17 protein-coding genes are annotated in these 18,056 nt (G+C 61.2%); 12 read left to right on the forward strand and 5 right to left on the reverse strand.

From position 1 onward, the window contains the following. Positions 1-23 precede the first annotated feature (23 nt). Positions 24-1,307 (forward strand): glutamate-1-semialdehyde 2,1-aminomutase, encoded by a 1,284-nt coding sequence (hemL, locus tag EI969_RS02405; RefSeq protein WP_056728829.1) that lies wholly within the window; start codon positions 24-26, stop codon positions 1,305-1,307. Between the two features lie 224 nt (positions 1,308-1,531). Continuing rightward, positions 1,532-2,086 (forward strand): tetratricopeptide repeat protein, encoded by a 555-nt coding sequence (locus tag EI969_RS02410; RefSeq protein ID WP_160385760.1) that lies wholly within the window; start codon positions 1,532-1,534, stop codon positions 2,084-2,086. A 9-nt stretch (positions 2,087-2,095) separates the two neighbouring features. On the opposite strand, the gene EI969_RS02415 is transcribed toward EI969_RS02410, so the two are convergent. Continuing rightward, a complete protein-coding gene (locus EI969_RS02415; protein WP_003185742.1) occupies positions 2,096-2,425 on the reverse strand; it encodes a DUF1820 family protein in 330 nt (109 codons plus the stop codon). Between the two features lie 135 nt (positions 2,426-2,560). On the opposite strand from EI969_RS02415, the gene miaB reads away from it, so the two are divergent. The 5 genes from miaB to lnt all read left to right on the forward strand — a co-directional run bounded on the left by miaB (position 2,561) and on the right by lnt (position 7,973). Next, the gene (gene miaB / locus EI969_RS02420) at positions 2,561-3,889 is read left to right on the forward strand and encodes a tRNA (N6-isopentenyl adenosine(37)-C2)-methylthiotransferase MiaB (protein ID WP_160385761.1); all 1,329 of its coding nucleotides are present in this window, start codon (positions 2,561-2,563) and stop codon (positions 3,887-3,889) included. Between the two features lie 212 nt (positions 3,890-4,101). Then, positions 4,102-5,109: a PhoH family protein gene (locus EI969_RS02425; protein WP_008022966.1), complete on the forward strand. Its 1,008-nt coding sequence runs from the start codon at positions 4,102-4,104 to the stop codon at positions 5,107-5,109. Continuing rightward, positions 5,102-5,596, forward strand: coding sequence for an rRNA maturation RNase YbeY (ybeY, locus tag EI969_RS02430; protein WP_160385762.1), 495 nt, complete (start codon positions 5,102-5,104; stop codon positions 5,594-5,596). Before EI969_RS02425 ends, ybeY begins: the two co-directional genes overlap by 8 nt. Positions 5,597-5,601: 5 nt before the next feature. Beyond that, positions 5,602-6,441, forward strand: a complete 840-nt coding sequence (locus tag EI969_RS02435; RefSeq protein ID WP_027924283.1) for an HlyC/CorC family transporter — start codon at positions 5,602-5,604, stop codon at positions 6,439-6,441. A gap of 8 nt (positions 6,442-6,449) precedes the next feature. Further along, on the forward strand, positions 6,450-7,973 hold the full coding sequence (gene lnt / locus EI969_RS02440; RefSeq protein ID WP_160385763.1) for an apolipoprotein N-acyltransferase: 1,524 nt from the start codon (positions 6,450-6,452) through the stop codon (positions 7,971-7,973). Between the two features lie 244 nt (positions 7,974-8,217). Here the strand turns inward: lnt and EI969_RS02445 are convergent, their stop codons facing one another. Together EI969_RS02445 and EI969_RS02450 are read right to left on the reverse strand one after the other, a co-directional pair. Then, the gene (locus EI969_RS02445; RefSeq protein ID WP_160385764.1) at positions 8,218-8,979 is read right to left on the reverse strand and encodes a YdcF family protein; all 762 of its coding nucleotides are present in this window, start codon (positions 8,977-8,979) and stop codon (positions 8,218-8,220) included. Between the two features lie 104 nt (positions 8,980-9,083). Further along, positions 9,084-9,404: a hypothetical protein gene (locus EI969_RS02450; RefSeq protein WP_160385765.1), complete on the reverse strand. Its 321-nt coding sequence runs from the start codon at positions 9,402-9,404 to the stop codon at positions 9,084-9,086. A gap of 280 nt (positions 9,405-9,684) precedes the next feature. Here EI969_RS02450 and leuS point away from each other — a divergent pair, with 280 nt between their 5' ends. The 5 genes from leuS (at position 9,685) to EI969_RS02475 (ending at position 15,818) form a co-directional block, all read left to right on the forward strand. Next, the gene (gene leuS, locus EI969_RS02455) at positions 9,685-12,291 is read left to right on the forward strand and encodes a leucine--tRNA ligase (protein ID WP_160385766.1); all 2,607 of its coding nucleotides are present in this window, start codon (positions 9,685-9,687) and stop codon (positions 12,289-12,291) included. An 87-nt stretch (positions 12,292-12,378) separates the two neighbouring features. Further along, positions 12,379-12,984 carry an LPS assembly lipoprotein LptE gene (lptE, locus tag EI969_RS02460; RefSeq protein ID WP_160385767.1) on the forward strand — a complete coding sequence of 202 codons (606 nt, stop codon included), beginning with the start codon at positions 12,379-12,381 and terminating at the stop codon, positions 12,982-12,984. Positions 12,985-13,023: 39 nt separating this feature from the next. Beyond that, a complete protein-coding gene (gene holA, locus EI969_RS02465; protein ID WP_160385768.1) occupies positions 13,024-14,061 on the forward strand; it encodes a DNA polymerase III subunit delta in 1,038 nt (345 codons plus the stop codon). Positions 14,062-14,270: 209 nt separating this feature from the next. Then, a complete protein-coding gene (arfA, locus tag EI969_RS02470) occupies positions 14,271-14,435 on the forward strand; it encodes an alternative ribosome rescue factor ArfA (protein WP_160385769.1) in 165 nt (54 codons plus the stop codon). A gap of 60 nt (positions 14,436-14,495) precedes the next feature. Continuing rightward, a complete protein-coding gene (locus EI969_RS02475) occupies positions 14,496-15,818 on the forward strand; it encodes a lytic murein transglycosylase (protein WP_160385770.1) in 1,323 nt (440 codons plus the stop codon). A 117-nt stretch (positions 15,819-15,935) separates the two neighbouring features. On the opposite strand, the gene EI969_RS02480 is transcribed toward EI969_RS02475, so the two are convergent. Together EI969_RS02480 and lipA are read right to left on the reverse strand one after the other, a co-directional pair. Beyond that, complete coding sequence (locus tag EI969_RS02480) at positions 15,936-16,886, reverse strand: LD-carboxypeptidase (RefSeq protein ID WP_160385771.1); 951 nt, start codon at positions 16,884-16,886, stop codon at positions 15,936-15,938. Positions 16,887-17,057: 171 nt separating this feature from the next. Further along, positions 17,058-18,056: a lipoyl synthase gene (lipA, locus tag EI969_RS02485; RefSeq protein ID WP_160385797.1), complete on the reverse strand. Its 999-nt coding sequence runs from the start codon at positions 18,054-18,056 to the stop codon at positions 17,058-17,060.

The raw sequence follows: 18,056 nt of genomic DNA on the forward strand, positions 1-18,056 counted from the left end.
AAATCTGATTTGAGAGCCCGATCATGTCTCGTTCCGAAACGCTGTTTGCCAATGCCCAGAAACACATTCCCGGTGGCGTGAACTCGCCGGTTCGCGCGTTCAAGAGCGTCGGCGGCACGCCGTTGTTCTTCAAGCACGCCGAAGGCGCCTACGTCACCGACGAAGACGACAAGCGCTATGTGGATTACGTTGGTTCCTGGGGCCCGATGATTCTCGGCCACAGCCACCCGGACGTACTGGACGCCGTGCGCAAACAGCTTGAGCACGGCCTGTCCTACGGCGCCCCGACCGAGATGGAAACGCAGATGGCCGATCTGGTCTGCTCGCTCGTGCCGTCGATGGAAATGGTGCGCATGGTCAGCTCCGGCACCGAGGCGACCATGAGCGCCATTCGCCTGGCCCGTGGTTTCACCGGCCGCGACAGCATCATCAAGTTCGAAGGCTGCTACCACGGTCACTCCGACAGCCTGCTGGTCAAGGCCGGCTCCGGCGCACTGACCCAAGGCGTACCGAGCTCGGCCGGTGTACCGGCAGCGTTCGCCAAACACACCCTGACCCTGCCCTTCAACGACATCGATGCCGTTGAAACCATGCTCGCCGAAGTCGGCCAGGACGTCGCCTGCATCATCGTCGAGCCAGTGGCCGGCAACATGAACTGCGTGCCGCCGGCACCGGGCTTCCTCGAAGGCCTGCGGACCCTGTGCGACAAGCACGGCGTGGTGCTGATTTTCGACGAAGTGATGACCGGTTTCCGCGTCGCCCTCGGCGGTGCCCAGGCGTACTACGGCGTGACGCCGGACCTGACCACCTTCGGCAAGATCATCGGTGGCGGCATGCCGGTCGGCTGCTTCGGCGGCAAGCGGGAAATCATGCAGCGCATCGCTCCGCTGGGCCCGGTCTACCAGGCCGGCACGCTGTCCGGCAACCCGCTGGCGATGGCCGCCGGCCTGACCACCCTGCGCCTTATCAGCCGCCCGGGCTTCCACGCCGAGCTGACCGACTACACCACTCGCCTGCTCGACGGCCTGCAACAGCGCGCCGATGCGGCCGGCATTCCGTTCGTGACCACTCAGGCCGGCGGCATGTTCGGCTTGTACTTCAGCGGCGCCGACGACATTGTCACTTTCGATGACGTGATGGCCAGCGACGCAGCCCTGTTCGGCCGTTTCTTCCACCTGATGCTGGAAGGTGGCGTGTACCTGGCACCGAGTGCCTTCGAAGCCGGTTTCACTTCGATCGCCCACGGCGAAGCCGAACTGAAGCTGACCCTGGACGCCGCCGAGCGTGCCTTCGCTGCCTTGAAGTAACGCTGTAGCGCTGACGTTGGCCACGGCCAGCGTCAGCTTTCACCTACATGCCCGCCTGCATTCCTACAGTTTCAGCAAAAATCCCCCGCAAAACGGGAGATATATTTCCCGCGCAGCAGAAAAACGAGTAAAGACTTTGTAAGGTTGGCCCTGCTTATTTCATAATGCGCGCTTATTGGATCCCTCGATGGGTCCGCGCGCCCTTCAGAGGTAAGTCGATTCCCATGAACCGCACCGGCCGCACCCTTGCACTGGGCTGCCTGTTGCTTCTTCAGCCCCTGCTCGCGCAAGCACAAGCAGGCGGCAACTCGTTGTTAATCCCAGCGATGGGTCGCTGCACCCTCAATACCCAGCCGCAAGACCTGGAACAGGCGCTCGCCGCCTGCCAGAAAGCGTCGGATGAAGGGGATGCGCAAGCGCAATACGAGTTGGGTGAGTTCTACTACGAAGGCAAAAACGCACCGCGCGACCTCAATCAAGCCCTGAGCTTTTTCGAAAAAGCTTCACTGCAAGGCCACGCCCAGGCGCAATTCAAGCTCGGTACCATGTTCTTCCACGGCGAAGGCGTGCCGGCCAACAATGTTCAGGCATACATCCTGCTGAAGATGGCCGCGGTCAACGGTGCTGAAGATGCACTGGACACTGCCGACGAAGTCACCGAAAAGATGCCCCGCGAAGAACTCGAAGTCGCCACCCAGGTGCTCGGGCAAATATTCCGTAAATATTTGATGGAATTGCAGAGCGCTGACGGGCGTACGCCTTTCGCACCTCTTCCCTGACAGCGCTGCTTACTTCTCAGGCATCGGCATCGGAAACGGCATGACATTGCCGACCGCGCCACGGGCTTCGCTGATTTTCGGCGTCCCCAGACGCTCGACTTCGTCGATGCGCACGATCGAATGCATCGGCACAAAACTGCGCACCACGCCTTCGAACTGAGCCTTGAGCTTTTCCTCGCTCGGATCGACGACCACTTGCGTGCGCTCGCCAAAGACGAACTCTTCCACTTCCAGAAAGCCCCACAGATCACTTTGATAGATCTGCTTGGCGTACATTTCGAACACCTGGCCCTGGTTGAGGAAAATCACCTTGTAGATTGGAGCTTCACGTTTGGTCATGGCAGGCGAGCAACACATCGGGGGATAAAAATGAGGGCGCGAACTATAGCATAGCCATCGGACGCGCAGCGGTAGGAACCTGGGTACATGTTCCCTATAATGCGCGGTTCTTTGAATCACGTGATGACTCTTTCCATGGCCAAGAAGCTTTACATCGAAACCCACGGTTGCCAGATGAACGAGTACGACAGCTCGCGCATGGTCGATCTGCTGGGCGAACATCAGGCCCTGGAAGTCACCGCCCGCGCCGAAGACGCCGACGTCATCCTGCTCAACACCTGCTCGATCCGCGAACGGGCACAGGACCGGGTCTATTCCCAGCTCGGTCGCTGGCGTGAACTGAAGCTGGCCAACCCGGACATGGTGATCGCCGTCGGCGGTTGCGTGGCCAGCCAGGAAGGCGCCGCCATCCGCGATCGCGCGCCGTACGTCGACGTGGTCTTCGGCCCGCAGACCCTGCACCGCCTGCCGGAAATGATCGACGCCGCGCGCACCAGCAAACTGCCGCAAGTCGACGTCTCGTTCCCGGAAATCGAAAAATTCGACCATTTGCCCGAGCCGCGCATCGATGGCCCGAGCGCCTATGTGTCGGTGATGGAAGGTTGCAGCAAGTACTGCACCTTCTGCGTTGTGCCCTACACCCGAGGCGAAGAAGTCAGCCGGCCGTTCGACGACGTGCTTGCCGAGATCATTCACCTGGCCGAAAACGGCGTGCGCGAAGTGACGCTGCTGGGGCAGAACGTCAACGGCTATCGCGGCCTTACCCATGACGGGCGCCTGGCGGATCTGGCCGAGCTGATCCGCGTAGTCGCCGCAGTCGATGGCATCGACCGCATCCGTTACACCACCTCGCATCCGCTGGAATTCTCCGACAGCCTGATCCAGGCCCACGCCGACGTGCCGGAACTGGTCAAGCACCTGCACTTGCCGGTGCAGTCGGGTTCGGACCGCATCCTCGCCGCGATGAAGCGCAACCACACCGCGCTGGAATACAAATCCAAACTGCGCAAGCTGCGCGCCGCGGTGCCAGGGATCTGCATCAGTTCGGACTTCATCGTCGGCTTCCCGGGCGAGACCGAGAAAGACTTCGAGCAAACCATGAAGCTGATTGCCGATGTCGGCTTCGACTTTTCCTACTCGTTCGTCTACAGCCAGCGCCCGGGCACTCCGGCCGCCGACCTCGCCGACGACACCCCGGAAGCGCTGAAAAAAGAACGCCTGAATGCCCTGCAGCATCGCCTGAACCAGCAAGGCTTCGAGATCAGCCGACAAATGGTCGGTTCGATCCAGCGCATTCTGGTAACCGATTACTCGAAAAAAGACCCGGGCGAGCTGCAAGGCCGGACCGAGAATAACCGTATCGTCAACTTCCGCTGCGACAATCCGACCCTGATCGGCCAGTTCGCGGATGTGCACATCGATGCCGCGCAACCGCACTCGCTGCGCGGCTCGCTAATTCAGTAACACCGATCCCTGTGGGAGCTGGCTTGCCAGCGATAGGGCCAGCAAGCCCGACAATGGTGTCGCCAGTTACATCGACATCGCTGGCAAGCCAGCTCCCACAGTGAACTGCATTGTTCTTGAGAATGGGCTGATCCATTTAAGAGCTTTCGCACCCGCGCCACTGGCGCTATCCTTGATTCATCACTATTGCCCCAGGGCGGCTAAATACGACCTTGAACGCACCCATAGAACCACATCGTTTCATCCTCGAGCCTTTTGAAGCTCGTCGCTTCGCCAATCTGTGCGGACAATTCGACGAGCACCTGCGCTTGATCGAACAGCGCCTGACCATCGAGATCCGCAATCGCGGAAACCAGTTCGAGCTGATCGGCGAACCCAAACACACCACCTCCGCGGAAAACCTTCTGCGCCGCCTGTACCGGGAAACCAAGGGTACCGAGCTGTCGCCGGACATGGTGCACCTGTTCCTGCAGGAATCGGCCGTCGAACAGCTGGACAACCACTCCCCCGCCGAGCCGTCCGTTGCCCTGCGCACCAAGAAAGGCATGATTCGCCCCCGCGGCTTGAATCAGCTGCGCTACGTGAAGGAAATTCTCGGCAACGACATCAACTTCGGCATCGGTCCGGCCGGTACCGGCAAGACCTATCTGGCCGTTGCCTGCGCGGTGGACGCACTGGAGCGCGAGCAGATCCGTCGCATCCTGCTGGTGCGCCCGGCGGTCGAAGCGGGTGAAAAACTCGGTTTCCTGCCCGGCGACCTGTCGCAAAAAATCGACCCGTACCTGCGCCCGCTCTACGACGCGCTCTACGAAATGCTCGGCTTCGAATACGTCGCCAAGCTGATCGAGCGCCAGGTGATCGAAGTTGCGCCGCTGGCCTACATGCGCGGCCGTACGCTGAACAACAGCTTCATCATTCTCGACGAAAGCCAGAACACCACGGTCGAGCAAATGAAGATGTTCCTGACCCGGATCGGCTTCGGTTCCACGGCCGTCATCACCGGGGACATCACCCAGGTCGACCTGCCGCGCGGCACCAAGTCCGGCCTGCACCATGTGATCGAAGTGCTCAAGGACGTGCCGGGGATCAGCTTCACGCACTTCCAGCCCAAGGACGTCGTGCGCCATCCGCTGGTACAGCGCATTGTCGAAGCCTATGAGCGCTTCGAAACCAAAGCGGCCGACGATGCAGCCGCCAAGGATAGCCGCCGCGATGCTTGAGCTTGACCTGCAAATCGCCACTCAAGCCCCCGCCCCCAGCGAAGCCGAGTTCCGCCAGTGGTGCGAACTGGCTTTGCGCCAGCGCAGCGCCGACTCGGAGATGACCATTCGCCTGGTCGACGAAGCCGAAGGTCGCGAGCTGAACCACACATGGCGGCAAAAGGATTACGCAACCAACGTCTTGTCATTCCCGGCCGATGTGCCGGATGAATTCCTCGACATCCCGCTGCTGGGCGATCTGGTGATCTGCGTGGCCGTGGTCGAGCGTGAAGCTGCCGAGCAAGGCAAGGCGCTGGATGCCCATTGGGCACATTTGGTGATCCACGGCTGCTTGCATCTGCTCGGTTATGACCATATTGATGACGACGAAGCCGAAGAGATGGAAGCACTGGAACGAACGTTGCTTGCAGAACTGGGCTTTCCCGATCCGTACGCGGACGACGAAACCGACGCATTCCCTACCGAAACAACAAAGGATTCAGAGTAATCGCTATGAGCGAAGATCGATCGAGCAACGGGCAGAAGTCATGGCTGGGTAAGCTCACCCAGGCTTTTGCCCACGAGCCGAAAAACCGCCAGGAGCTGCTGGAGCTGCTGCGCGATGCACACCAGAACAAACTGCTGGACAGCGAAGCGCTGGCCATCGTCGAAGGCGCCATCCAGGTGGCTGACCTGCAGGTGCGGGACATCATGGTCCCGCGCTCGCAAATGGTCAGCATCAAGGCGACCCAGACACCCCGCGAGTTCCTGCCTGCCGTGGTCGACTCGGCCCACTCCCGCTACCCGGTCATCGGCGAAAGCCACGATGACGTGATGGGCGTGTTGCTGGCCAAGGACCTGCTGCCGTTGATCCTCAAGGAGAACGGCGACAGCTTCAACATCAAGGACCTGCTGCGTCCGGCCACCTTCGTGCCGGAATCCAAGCGCCTTAACGTGCTGCTGCGCGAGTTTCGCGCCAACCACAACCACATGGCCATCGTCATCGACGAGTACGGCGGCGTGGCAGGCCTGGTCACCATCGAAGACGTGCTGGAACAAATCGTCGGCGACATCGAAGACGAACACGACGTCGAAGAAGACAGCTACATCAAGCCGCTGCCCAGCGGTGATTTCCTGATCAAGGCCCTGACGCCGATCGAGAACTTCAACGAGTTTTTCGACAGCGAGTTCTCCGACGATGAGTTCGACACCGTTGGCGGCCTGGTGATGAGCGCGTTCGGGCATCTGCCAAAACGTAACGAAATCACTGAAATCGGCCCCTACCGTTTCCGCATCCTGAACGCCGACAGCCGTCGGATTCACTTGCTTCGCCTGACGCCCATTGCTCGCTAAGGATTGAAATGCGCTGGACAACCCGCCCCGGCTGGCCCGGTAACCTGCTGGCCGTGGCGGCCGGTGCAATCACCACACTGGCCCTGGCGCCGTTCGATATCTGGCCACTGGCACTGCTCGCCGTCGGCCTGTTCTATGCCGGTCTGCGCGAGCTGAGCCCACGCCAGGCCCTGGGTCGCGGCTGGTGTTTCGGTTTCGGCCTGTTCGGTGCCGGCACCAGCTGGATCTACTACAGCATTCACCACTTCGGCGGCGCATCAGTGCTGCTGGCCGGTTTCCTGATGCTGCTCTTCACGGCGGCGATTGCCTGGTTCTTTGCCCTGCCCGCCTGGATCTGGGCGCGCTGGCTGCGCCGCAATGAGGCGCCGCTGGCCGACGCCCTGGCCTTCGCGGCGCTGTGGGTCGGTCAGGAAGCCTTCCGTGGCTGGTTCCTGACGGGCTTCCCGTGGCTGTATTCCGGCTACAGCCAGCTCGACGGCCCGCTGACCGGGCTCGCCCCCGTCGGCGGGATGTGGCTGATTTCCTTTACTCTGGCCCTGACAGCGGCATTGATCTACAACGGCTTGCGCCTGGTTCGCACGGGGCGCAAAGGCTTCATTGCTGCCGGTGTATTGTTGCTGGTCGGTCCATGGCTGGCCGGCATGGCACTCAAGCACCATGCCTGGACCAGCCCGTCGGGCCCGACATTGAGCGTTGCCGCCATCCAGGGCAACGTCGAACAAAGCATGAAATGGGACCCGGCGCAGCTCAACGCGCAACTGGCGCTGTACCGCGACATGAGCTTCAGCTCAAAGCGCGCCGACCTGCTGATCTGGCCGGAAACGGCGATTCCAGTGCTGAAGGAATCTGCCGAGGGCTACCTGAGCATGATGGGTAACTTCGCGGCCGAGCGTAAATCGGCCTTCATAACCGGCGTCCCGGTGCGCATGGAGGTACGCCATGAGAAGCGCTTCTTCAACGGCATCACCGTTGCCGGTGAAGGCGACGGCACTTACCTGAAGCAAAAACTGGTGCCGTTTGGTGAATATGTGCCCTTGCAGGACGTGCTGCGCGGGCTGATCGCCTTCTTCGACCTGCCGATGTCGGACTTCGCTCGTGGCCCGGCCGATCAACCGCTGCTACAGGCCAAGGGTTATCAGATCGCTCCGTACATTTGTTATGAAGTGGTTTACCCGGAGTTCGCCGCCAGCCTTGCCGCCCGTAGCGACCTGCTGCTGACCATCAGCAACGACACCTGGTTCGGCACCTCCATCGGTCCGCTGCAACACCTGCAAATGGCACAGATGCGCGCACTGGAAGCCGGCCGCTGGATGATCCGCGCCACCAACAATGGCGTGTCCGGCCTGATCAACCCGTTCGGCCAGATCACCGATCAGATCCCGCAGTTCGAACGCGGCATCCTGTATGGCGAAGTGGTGCCGATGCACAACCTGACGCCGTACCTGCAATGGCGTTCGTGGCCGCTGATCATTGTCTGCGTGCTGTTGTTTGGCTGGGCGCTGATTGCCAGCCGGATGGCCAAGACCGTCTGAACTGACACCACATCAAACCTGTAGGAGCCGGCTTGCCGGCGAAAGCCATGGTCGCCATGACATCGCATTCGCTGGCAAGCCAGCACCTACAGGGTCAGTGGGTGTACGCAGTATTCGTGAGCTACCGAAATTATTGTGGGAGCTGGCTTGCCTGCGATGAGGCCCTCACATTCAACATCAATGTTGCCTGACACAACGCTTTCGCTGGCAAGCCAACTCCTACAGGGCGCGGGCAACCATTGGGTTATCGGTAAAACAACGAATAACCGACCTGCCCCACCGCCTCGTTCATCAATTGCCCGTTCTGCCAGATCGCCTTGAACTCCGGCATCCAGCCACCCAGTGGCCGCGCGTGGTCGCCGCCCAGAAAGCCTACCGGCGCCGGCACCACTTCAAACCCGGCCTTGCGAAAGCTCCAGACCGCTCGTGGCATATGCCAGGCCTGAGTCACCAGCACCACGCGCTTGACGCCCTGAGGCAGCAACACCTCGGCGCTGAACTGCGCATTTTCCCAGGTGGTGCGGCTGCGCCCTTCCTGCCAGCGCACGGTCACGCCAAAATCGTCACGCAAAGAGTCAGCCATCATCTGCGCCTCGCTGGGCGGCGCGCCGTAATGCAGGCCGCCGCTGGTCAGTAGCGGCAGGCCGGAAGCCTTGGCCAGCCGCGCGGCAAAGCGCTGGCGCTCCAGACCGACGCCTGTGGGCTGGTCTGCACCCCAGGCCACATCACCGCGCTCGCGGCCCGAGCCGAGGACCACGATGGCGTCCGCACGCTGTCCCAGCACTGTCCACTCTTCGCGGGCAAGTGCCGGCTCACGCTCGAGCAGCCTCGCGCTCCACTGCACCACCACCGGCAGGCTCATCAGCCAGAAACCGCCTAACCCCAGCGCAAAACACGCACCGGCAAGCCTCGGCCTCGATCGACGCAACCACCAGGCAAGCAAAAGCAGCAGCAAGAGAATGCCGGGTGGCAAAAGAAGTTGTTTTACGAAATAACGAAAAGGCATCGAGCATCTCCCGGAGATGCCCGAAGCCTAAGTGGGTTGGCGCGATGCGACAATCGATACGGAAGGACTATTCTTCAAAAATGCGTGGAGCATGACTCTGTGCCCTATTTGAACTGCAAAGACCGGACCTTTACCGCGTCTCTGCCCTGAACTTTGTCCTTGAGCCAGATGATTTTGGCTGAACGTGGTGCGTCTAGTTGCTTTACCGCCTCTGACAAGCATCCATGCGTCTCACGCTCACTGCGATCCAGATACGCCTTGACCAGTGCAAACTCTGCGGGGCTCAGGCCACGCAGTTCCAGTTCCAGAGGGCGCACGTCGCGCAACCGGCTAGCGGTTTTTGCCGCTTCCAGGGCCAGGGCCAAACGATCGATCAGCCTTTCGTACAGCTCCGGTTTTGTAGCTTTTTGCTGTGACTCAACCATCCCTCACCTCATTGGAAGATAAGACCTACTCCCCAGTTAGAGCTTAGCTTCCATGAACAAACCGGCTGAACGCCGCGACCAACGGCCCTCGCAGCGGTTTTAGCATGACGCGCGGCACTAATCAGGGTTTCCCTCGATAGAGTGCGGTCATGTATGCTACGGCGCTTCCTGTAACTCCACTTCCAGCTCGTCTGGACACCGAAACGCCGAATTGGCGCGTTCACCGTCCAGCGTCGCATTGAAGAGGATTAGGCCACCCCTATTCAGTTCAAAAGTAGCCATGCACGAACAATATCAGCCCCGTGAAATCGAAGCCGCCGCCCAGTCGTTCTGGGACGAGCAAAAGTCCTTTGAAGTCAGTGAACAGCCAGGCAAGGAGACTTACTACTGCCTGTCGATGTTCCCTTACCCCAGCGGCAAGCTACACATGGGGCACGTGCGCAACTACACCATCGGCGACGTGATCTCCCGCTACCAGCGCATGCAAGGCAAGAATGTTCTGCAACCGATGGGTTGGGACGCCTTCGGCATGCCGGCGGAAAACGCCGCGATGAAGAACAACGTGGCGCCCGCCAAGTGGACCTACGAAAACATCGCCTACATGAAGACCCAGCTGCGCAGCCTGGGCCTGGCGGTGGACTGGTCGCGCGAAGTGACCACCTGCAAGCCTGATTACTACCGCTGGGAACAATGGCTGTTCACTCGCCTGTTCGAAAAAGGTGTGATCTACAAAAAAAGCGGCACCGTGAACTGGGACCCGGTCGACCAGACCGTCCTGGCCAACGAACAGGTGATCGACGGTCGCGGCTGGCGTTCCGGCGCGCTGATCGAAAAGCGCGAAATCCCGATGTACTACTTCAAGATCACCGCCTACGCGGATGAGCTGCTGGAGAGCCTCGACGACCTGCCGGGCTGGCCTGAACAGGTCAAGACCATGCAGCGCAACTGGATCGGCAAGTCCCGCGGCATGGAAGTGCAGTTCCCTTACAACGTCGACTCCATCGGCGAAACCGGTGCACTGAAAGTCTTCACCACCCGTCCTGACACGCTCATGGGCGCGACCTACGTCGCCGTGGCTGCCGAGCATCACCTGGCTACCCTGGCCGCACAGAACAATCCTGAGCTGCAAGCGTTCATCGCTGAATGCAAGGGCGGCAGCGTGGCCGAAGCCGACGTCGCCACCCAGGAGAAGAAAGGCCTGCCGACCGGCCTGTTCGTCGAGCACCCGTTGACTGGCGAAAAACTGCCGGTCTGGGTCGCCAACTATGTGCTGATGCACTACGGCGACGGTGCCGTGATGGCGGTTCCGGCCCACGACGAGCGTGATTTCGAATTCGCCCACAAGTACAACCTGCCGGTGAAATCGGTGGTGCGCACCAGTTCCGGCGACACCAACCCGACGCCATGGCAAGACGCCTACGGCGAGCACGGCACGCTGATCAATTCCGGCGAGTTCGATGGCCTCGACTTCGCGGGCGCCTTCGACGCCATTGAAGTCGCGCTGATCAAGAAACAACTGGGCGCCTCGCGTACCCAGTTCCGCCTGCGCGACTGGGGCATCAGCCGTCAGCGCTACTGGGGCTGCCCGATCCCGATCATCCACTGCACCACCTGCGGTGACGTGCCGGTACCGGAAGATCAACTGCCGGTCGTACTGCCGGAAGACGTGGTGCCCGACGGCGCCGGTTCGCCACTGGCACGCATGCCCGAGTTCTACGAGTGCAGCTGCCCTAAATGCGGCCAGCCTGCCAAGCGTGAAACCGACACCATGGACACCTTCGTCGAGTCCTCGTGGTACTACGCCCGCTACGCCTCGCCACATTATGAAGGCGGCCTGGTGGAAAAATCCGCGGCCGACCACTGGCTGCCGGTGGATCAGTACATCGGCGGTATCGAACACGCGATTCTTCACCTGCTGTACGCGCGCTTCTTCCACAAGCTGATGCGCGACGAAGGCCTGGTGAGCTCCAACGAGCCGTTCAAGAACCTGCTGACCCAGGGCATGGTGATCGCCGAGACTTACTATCGTCGCGAAGCCAATGGTGCCTACACCTGGTTCAACCCGGCGGACGTCGAGCTTGAGCGTGACAGCAAGGCCAAGGTCATCAGCGCCAAACTGAAATCCGACGGCCTGCCGGTGGAAATCGGCGGCACCGAGAAGATGGCCAAGTCGAAAAACAACGGCGTCGACCCACAGTCGATGATCGATCAGTTCGGCGCAGACACCTGCCGCCTGTTCATGATGTTCGCCTCGCCGCCTGACATGAGCGCGGAATGGTCCGACTCGGGCGTAGAAGGCTCGCACCGTTTCCTCAAGCGCGTCTGGCGCCTGGCGCAAGCGCACGTCACTCAGGGCCTGCCGGGCAAGCTGGACATCGCCAGCCTGAACGACGAGCAGAAAGCCGTTCGCCGTTCGATCCACCTGGCCATCAAGCAGGCCAGCCAGGACGTCGGCCAGCACCACAAATTCAACACCGCCATCGCCCAGGTGATGACGCTGATGAACGTGCTGGAAAAAGCCGCACAAGGCACCGAACAGGATCGCGCGCTGGTTCAGGAAGGCCTGGAAGCCGTGACCCTGTTGCTGGCTCCGATCACCCCGCACATCAGCCATGAGTTGTGGAACAAGCTGGGTCACGCCGATCCTGTGATCGATGCCGGCTGGCCAGTGGTGGATGACAGCGCTTTGGTGCAGGACAGCCTGACGCTGGTCATCCAGGTCAACGGCAAGCTGCGTGGCCAGATCGAAATGCCGGCCGGCGCGACGCGTGAAGAAGTCGAAGCCGCTGCCCGCGCCAATGAAAACGTGCTGCGTTTCGTCGACGGCCTGACTATTCGTAAAGTGATCGTAGTGCCCGGGAAACTGGTCAACATCGTCGCCAGCTAATTGGATCAGGCGCCAGGTGAGCCTGGCGCCGAATAAAACCTTTCGGGCCGCATGACCGGCCCACATGGTTTCAAGGGGAGCAACACAATGATCAAACGCAACTTGCTGGTGATGGGCCTCGCGGTTCTGTTGAGCGCCTGCGGTTTCCAGCTGCGCGGCACCGGCACCAACGAACTGGCGATCAAGGAACTCGACCTGAGCGCCCGTAACGCCTACGGTCCGACCGTGACCCAACTGCGCCAGGTCCTGGAAGGCAGCGGCGTCAAGGTCTATACCGGCGCGCCTTACAAGCTGATCCTGACCAATGAACAGGAAAACCAGCGCATCATCAGCTACGCAGGTGCCGGTCGTGCTGGCGAGTACCAGATCACCACCGTGCTGAGCTACGACATCCGTGGCCGTGGCGATCTGCCACTGCTGAGCGACAAGCTTGAAGTGCAGAAAATCTATATGCACGACGGCAACAACCTGGTGGGCTCCGATCAGGAAGCCGCAACAGCCAGGGAAGAAGGCCGCCGGGAGATGGTTCAACGCATGATGCTGCGCCTGGAGCAACTGACCCCGGCCCAACTGGATCAGTTGCAGCAGACCGCCGAAGCCAAGGCCAAGGCTGACGCCGCGGCGCTGGAAGCGGCACAAAAGGCTGAAGCGGAAACCCCGCGCCAGTCGCCTGTCGAACTGCCGCAGCAGTAAGACTTACGGGGCGCCCAGGCGCCCCGTTCGCCCTTTCTTATGAAGCTCGCCCCCGCCCAACTCGCCAAACACCTGCAAGGTGCCCTCGCGCCGGTCTACATCATCAGCGGCGATGACCCGCTGCTGTGCCAGGAAGCGGCCGACGCTGTTCGTGCCGCCGCCCGCCAGCAGGGATTCGATGAACGCCAGGTCTTTGCCGCTGACGCCAATTTCGACTGGGGGACCTTGCTGCAAGCCGGTGCCAGCATGTCGCTGTTCGCCGAAAAGCGCCTGCTGGAACTGCGTCTGCCTTCCGGCAAACCCGGCGACAAGGGTGCCGCCGCGCTGATCGAGTACTGCTCGCGTCCAGCCGACGACACCGTGCTGCTGATCAGTTTGCCGAAGCTCGATGGCAGCGCGCAGAAAACCAAATGGGGCAAAGCGCTGGTCGAAGGGCAGCAGACCCAGTTCGTGCAGATCTGGCCGGTCGATGTCAGCCAGTTGCCGAGCTGGATCCGCCAGCGTTTGTCCCAAGCCGGGCTTTCCGCCAGCCAGGATGCCGTTGAACTGATTGCTGCCCGGGTCGAGGGCAACCTGCTGGCTGCCGCCCAGGAAATCGAAAAGCTCAAACTGATGGCCGAAGGCGGTCAGATCACCGTTGAAACCGTGCAGGCAGCGGTAGCCGACAGTGCGCGCTTCGACGTCTTTGGCCTGACCGATGCGGTGCTCAACGGCGAAGCGGCCCACGCACTGCGCATGCTCGAAGGCTTGCGCGGTGAAGGCGTCGAACCGCCGGTGATCCTCTGGGCGCTGGCCCGGGAGTTGCGCCTGCTGGCCAACATTTCGCTGCAGTACAGCCAGGGTACGCCGCTGGACAAGGCCTTCAGTCAGGCCAAACCGCCGGTCTGGGACAAACGCAAACCCTTGATGAGCAAAGCGCTGCAACGCTACTCGGCACAGCGCTGGGCGCAACTGCTGCTGGAAGCGCAACGCATCGACGCGCAGATCAAGGGCCAGGCTGCCGGCTCGCCGTGGATGAGCCTGAGCCGGTTGACGCTGTTGATGGCTGGCCAGCGTTTATCCCTGCCCGCTGAGTAAAATCTCCCCCTGTAGGAGCGAGCTCGCTCGCGAAGGTCGTTAACGATAACGCTGGCTTTCTGGTTTAACGCGGTGCGCTCAGGTTCTTCGCGAGCAAGCTCGCTCCTACAAGGAGCGGCGCTTTTTCAGACAGACATCGGGGCTGGACAGCCTTTCAACTTCGGCCGATGATTCGCCTCGCAAAATCCATTCACTTGCGAGAAGTCACCATGAGCAAAAAGCCATCGAAGCATGGCCCCAACAAGGCCAAATCCATCATCGCCCAGCCATTGTTCCGCAGCCGCCGGGAACGCCCGGCCAAGGGCAAAGGCAGTTACCGCCGCGAAGCCTTCCAGTCTGACAGCTGGGAGGCTTCTTACTTTCTGGCTGCGTAAAGCACAACCCCCTTCGACATGGTAAGGTCTGTACCTGATTCGTATTTCCTGGACCCGTGCATGCCCTTTTGTCTTCCCCGTCGTTGGCATCTACGCCAATTGATCGCTGCCTCCAGCCTTGTTTTGCTTGTCGCCTGTGCGGAAAAACCGACCGCAGCCGACGCTCAGCCGCTTCAGACTTCTCCTGTCGCCACCGCCCCGGCCATTGTTCCGCCTGTGGTTCCGACGGGTGAGAACCTCGACATCCAGCCAACCCAGACCTTTGCCGAATGGCAGGCGGGTTTCCGCAATGATGCCCTGGCCGCCGGTATCCGCGCCGATCTGTTCGACCGCGCTTTCGCCAATGTCAGCTTTGACCCCAGCGTAATTCGTGCCGATCGCAGCCAACCGGAATTCGCCAAACCAGTGTGGGAATACCTCGATGGCGCCCTGTCGCCGCTGCGGGTACGCAAAGGCCAGTCACTGATCAATCAGTACGCCGACGTCCTGCAGGGCATCGAGCAGCGTTACGGCGTTGATCGTCAGGCGCTGGTGGCCGTGTGGGGCATGGAAAGCAACTTTGGCCAGTTCCAGGGCAACAAGTCGGTGATCAACTCGCTGGCGACCCTGGCCTACGAAGGCCGTCGCCCCGGTTTCGCCCACGCGCAATTGATTGCCGCCCTGCAGATCCTGCAACAAGGCGATATCGAACCCGAGAAGATGCTTGGGTCCTGGGCCGGCGCCATGGGCCAGACCCAGTTCATCCCGACCACCTACAACACCCATGCCGTGGACTTCGATGGTGACGGACGCCGCGATATCTGGGGCAGCTCGGCCGACGCCCTGGCTTCGACCGCGCACTACCTGCAAAGCTCAGGCTGGCAGAGAGGCCAGCCGTGGGGCTTTGAAGTCCAGCTGCCGAGCGGGTTCAACTACCTGCTGGCCGACGGTACGATTCGCAAGAGCGTCGCCGAATGGCGGCAACTGGGCATTTCCCTGCCCAACGGTGGCCAGGTCCCGGCCGGCTCGGAGCAATTGTCCGCTGCCCTGTTGTTGCCGGCCGGTTACCGTGGCCCGGCGTTCCTGGTGCTCGATAACTTCCGGGCGATCCTCAAGTACAACAACTCGTCGTCCTACGCCTTGGGTGTGAGCCTGCTGTCCGAGCGCTTCAATGGCGCTGGCCTGATCAGCGGCTCATGGCCAAAGGATGACCTGCCACTGAGCCGTACCGAGCGGATCGAGTTGCAGAACCTGCTGAGCGCACAAAACTACGACGCCGGCACTGCCGACGGGATCATCGGCGCCAACACCCGCAAGGCGATCCGCAGCGCCCAGCAGTCGTTTGGCTGGCCGGCGGACGGGTATCCGACGCACAAGTTGCTGGAAGGATTGCGCAGCCGCTAAAAGCATCGCGGGCAAGCCCGCTCCCACAGTGTTCGCGTCGTACACAAATCATGTGAACGCCCCTGAACCTGTGGGAGCGGGCTTGCCCGCGATGACTGACTAACAGGCGATAAAAATCTAGTGCCTGACAACCACATCCTGCTCCAACAGTAACTCCTTGCTCCCCGCATCCAAGCGCACCAATGCCCCCATCGGCAACGTCAGGTTCGGATCGCAATGCCCACTGCGCCACCCGGACAGCACCGGAATCTTCAATGGCGCGAAGGTCTGCTTAAGCAACCGATCCAGCGCCGCCACCTCCACCCCCGCCACATCCCCGACCAGCACCCCGCGCAGCTTGTGCAACGTGCCTGCCAATCGCAGCTGGGTCAGCAACCGGTCAATGCGATACAGCGGCTCGTTGATGTCCTCGATCAACAGAATGACACCCTCGGCGTCAATTTCGTAAGGCGTGCCCATGGTTGCGGCAATCATGGCCAGATTGCCCCCCAGCAAGCGTCCATGGGCCACGCCCGGCTCGATTGTGGTCAACGGGTAGGCGACCGGATGCGCCAGCACTGTGCCTGCCCTCACCTGCCCTCTCAGCATGTTGAAGAAGGAAGACTCCGTAGGTATTTGCTTGTCACCCAGCAGGTCGGCATTGAGCAACGGACCGTGAAATGTCACGAAGCCGGCATAGCAACTGATCGCCAAATGCAATGCGGTGATGTCGCTGTAGCCGATGAACGGTTTGGCGTTATCGCGCAGCAATTTGAAATCGATACGATCGAGTAACCGGGGCGTGCCGTAGCCGCCGCGCAGGCAGATGATGGCATCGACTTCTCGATCCGCGAACGCACCGTGCAGGTCATTGAGCCGCACGTCATCGCTGCCGGCCAGGTAGCCGTCCTTCTCGTAGACCCCGGGAAACACTTTCAGTGAATAACCCCGGGCACGCATCCATTGCACCGCCTTGTCGGTGTCCAGCGGCGCGGGACCGGCAGGTGCGATAACGCCTATCACACCTTCCGACGGCAGTGCCGGTACGGGCGCGTGAGGGCAAAGGGTGTGGGTCGGTCGAGCGGTCATCCGTGAATCTCCCTGCGTAAATCTTCAGCACACAGTAGTCAGGAACGGGGACAAACAGAAGAGAAACGTTGCCCCGCAGGTTGCAGGAAAAATGGCCGTTGCCGCAGCCCAGGCAAAAAAACGCCCGCAAGGCAAAAGACCGTGCGGGCGCATTTCATTTCATTACGTCGATCAGGACGACATCAGCTCGGCCTTGACCAGCTTGGCCTGCTCGTCGGCGTGGTACGAGGAGCGTACCAACGGACCCGAGGCAACGTTCTTGAAGCCCATCTTGTAGCCTTCCTCGGCGAACCAGGCGAAGGTGTCCGGGTGCACGAAGCGCTGCACCGGCAAGTGGCTGCGCGACGGTTGCAGGTACTGACCGAGGGTCAGCATGTCGATGTCGTGCTCGCGCATGCGCTTCATGACTTCGATGACTTCTTCGTCGGTCTCGCCCAGACCCAGCATCAGCCCGGACTTGGTCGGAATGTGCGGCATCATCTGCTTGAAGCGTTGCAGCAGGGTCAGCGACCACTGATAGTCCGAACCCGGACGCGCAGCCTTGTACAGGCGCGGCACGGTTTCCAGGTTGTGGTTGAACACATCCGGCGGCTCGGCGGCGGTGATTTGCAGCGCGATGTCCATGCGGCCACGGTAGTCCGGGACCAGGGTTTCAAGCTGCACATTCGGCGACAGCTTGCGGATTTCGCGGATGCAGTCGGCGAAGTGCTGGGCACCACCGTCGCGCAGGTCGTCGCGGTCTACCGAGGTGATCACGACGTATTTGAGTTTCAGGTCGGCGATGGCGATGGCCAGGCTTTCCGGCTCGTTGACGTCCAGTGGCTTCGGACGGCCGTGGCCGACGTCGCAGAACGGGCAACGACGGGTGCAGATGTCACCCATGATCATGAAGGTCGCGGTGCCGCCGGAGAAACACTCGCCCAGGTTCGGGCAGGACGCTTCTTCGCACACGCTGTGCAGCTTGTGTTTGCGCAGCAGGGCCTTGATGCGGTCGACTTCCGGCGAAACCGGGATGCGTACACGAATCCAGTCCGGCTTCTTCGGCAGTTCGGTGGTCGGAATGATCTTCACCGGGATGCGTGCAACCTTCTCGGCGCCGCGCAGCTTGACGCCGGCTTCAACCTTGGGACGCGGGGCCGGGCGCTCGGTGACATCAAGCGTCGGGATCAT

The sequence above is a fragment of the Pseudomonas sp. PB101 genome, from assembly GCF_009764265.1.
GTDB lineage: Bacteria > Pseudomonadota > Gammaproteobacteria > Pseudomonadales > Pseudomonadaceae > Aquipseudomonas.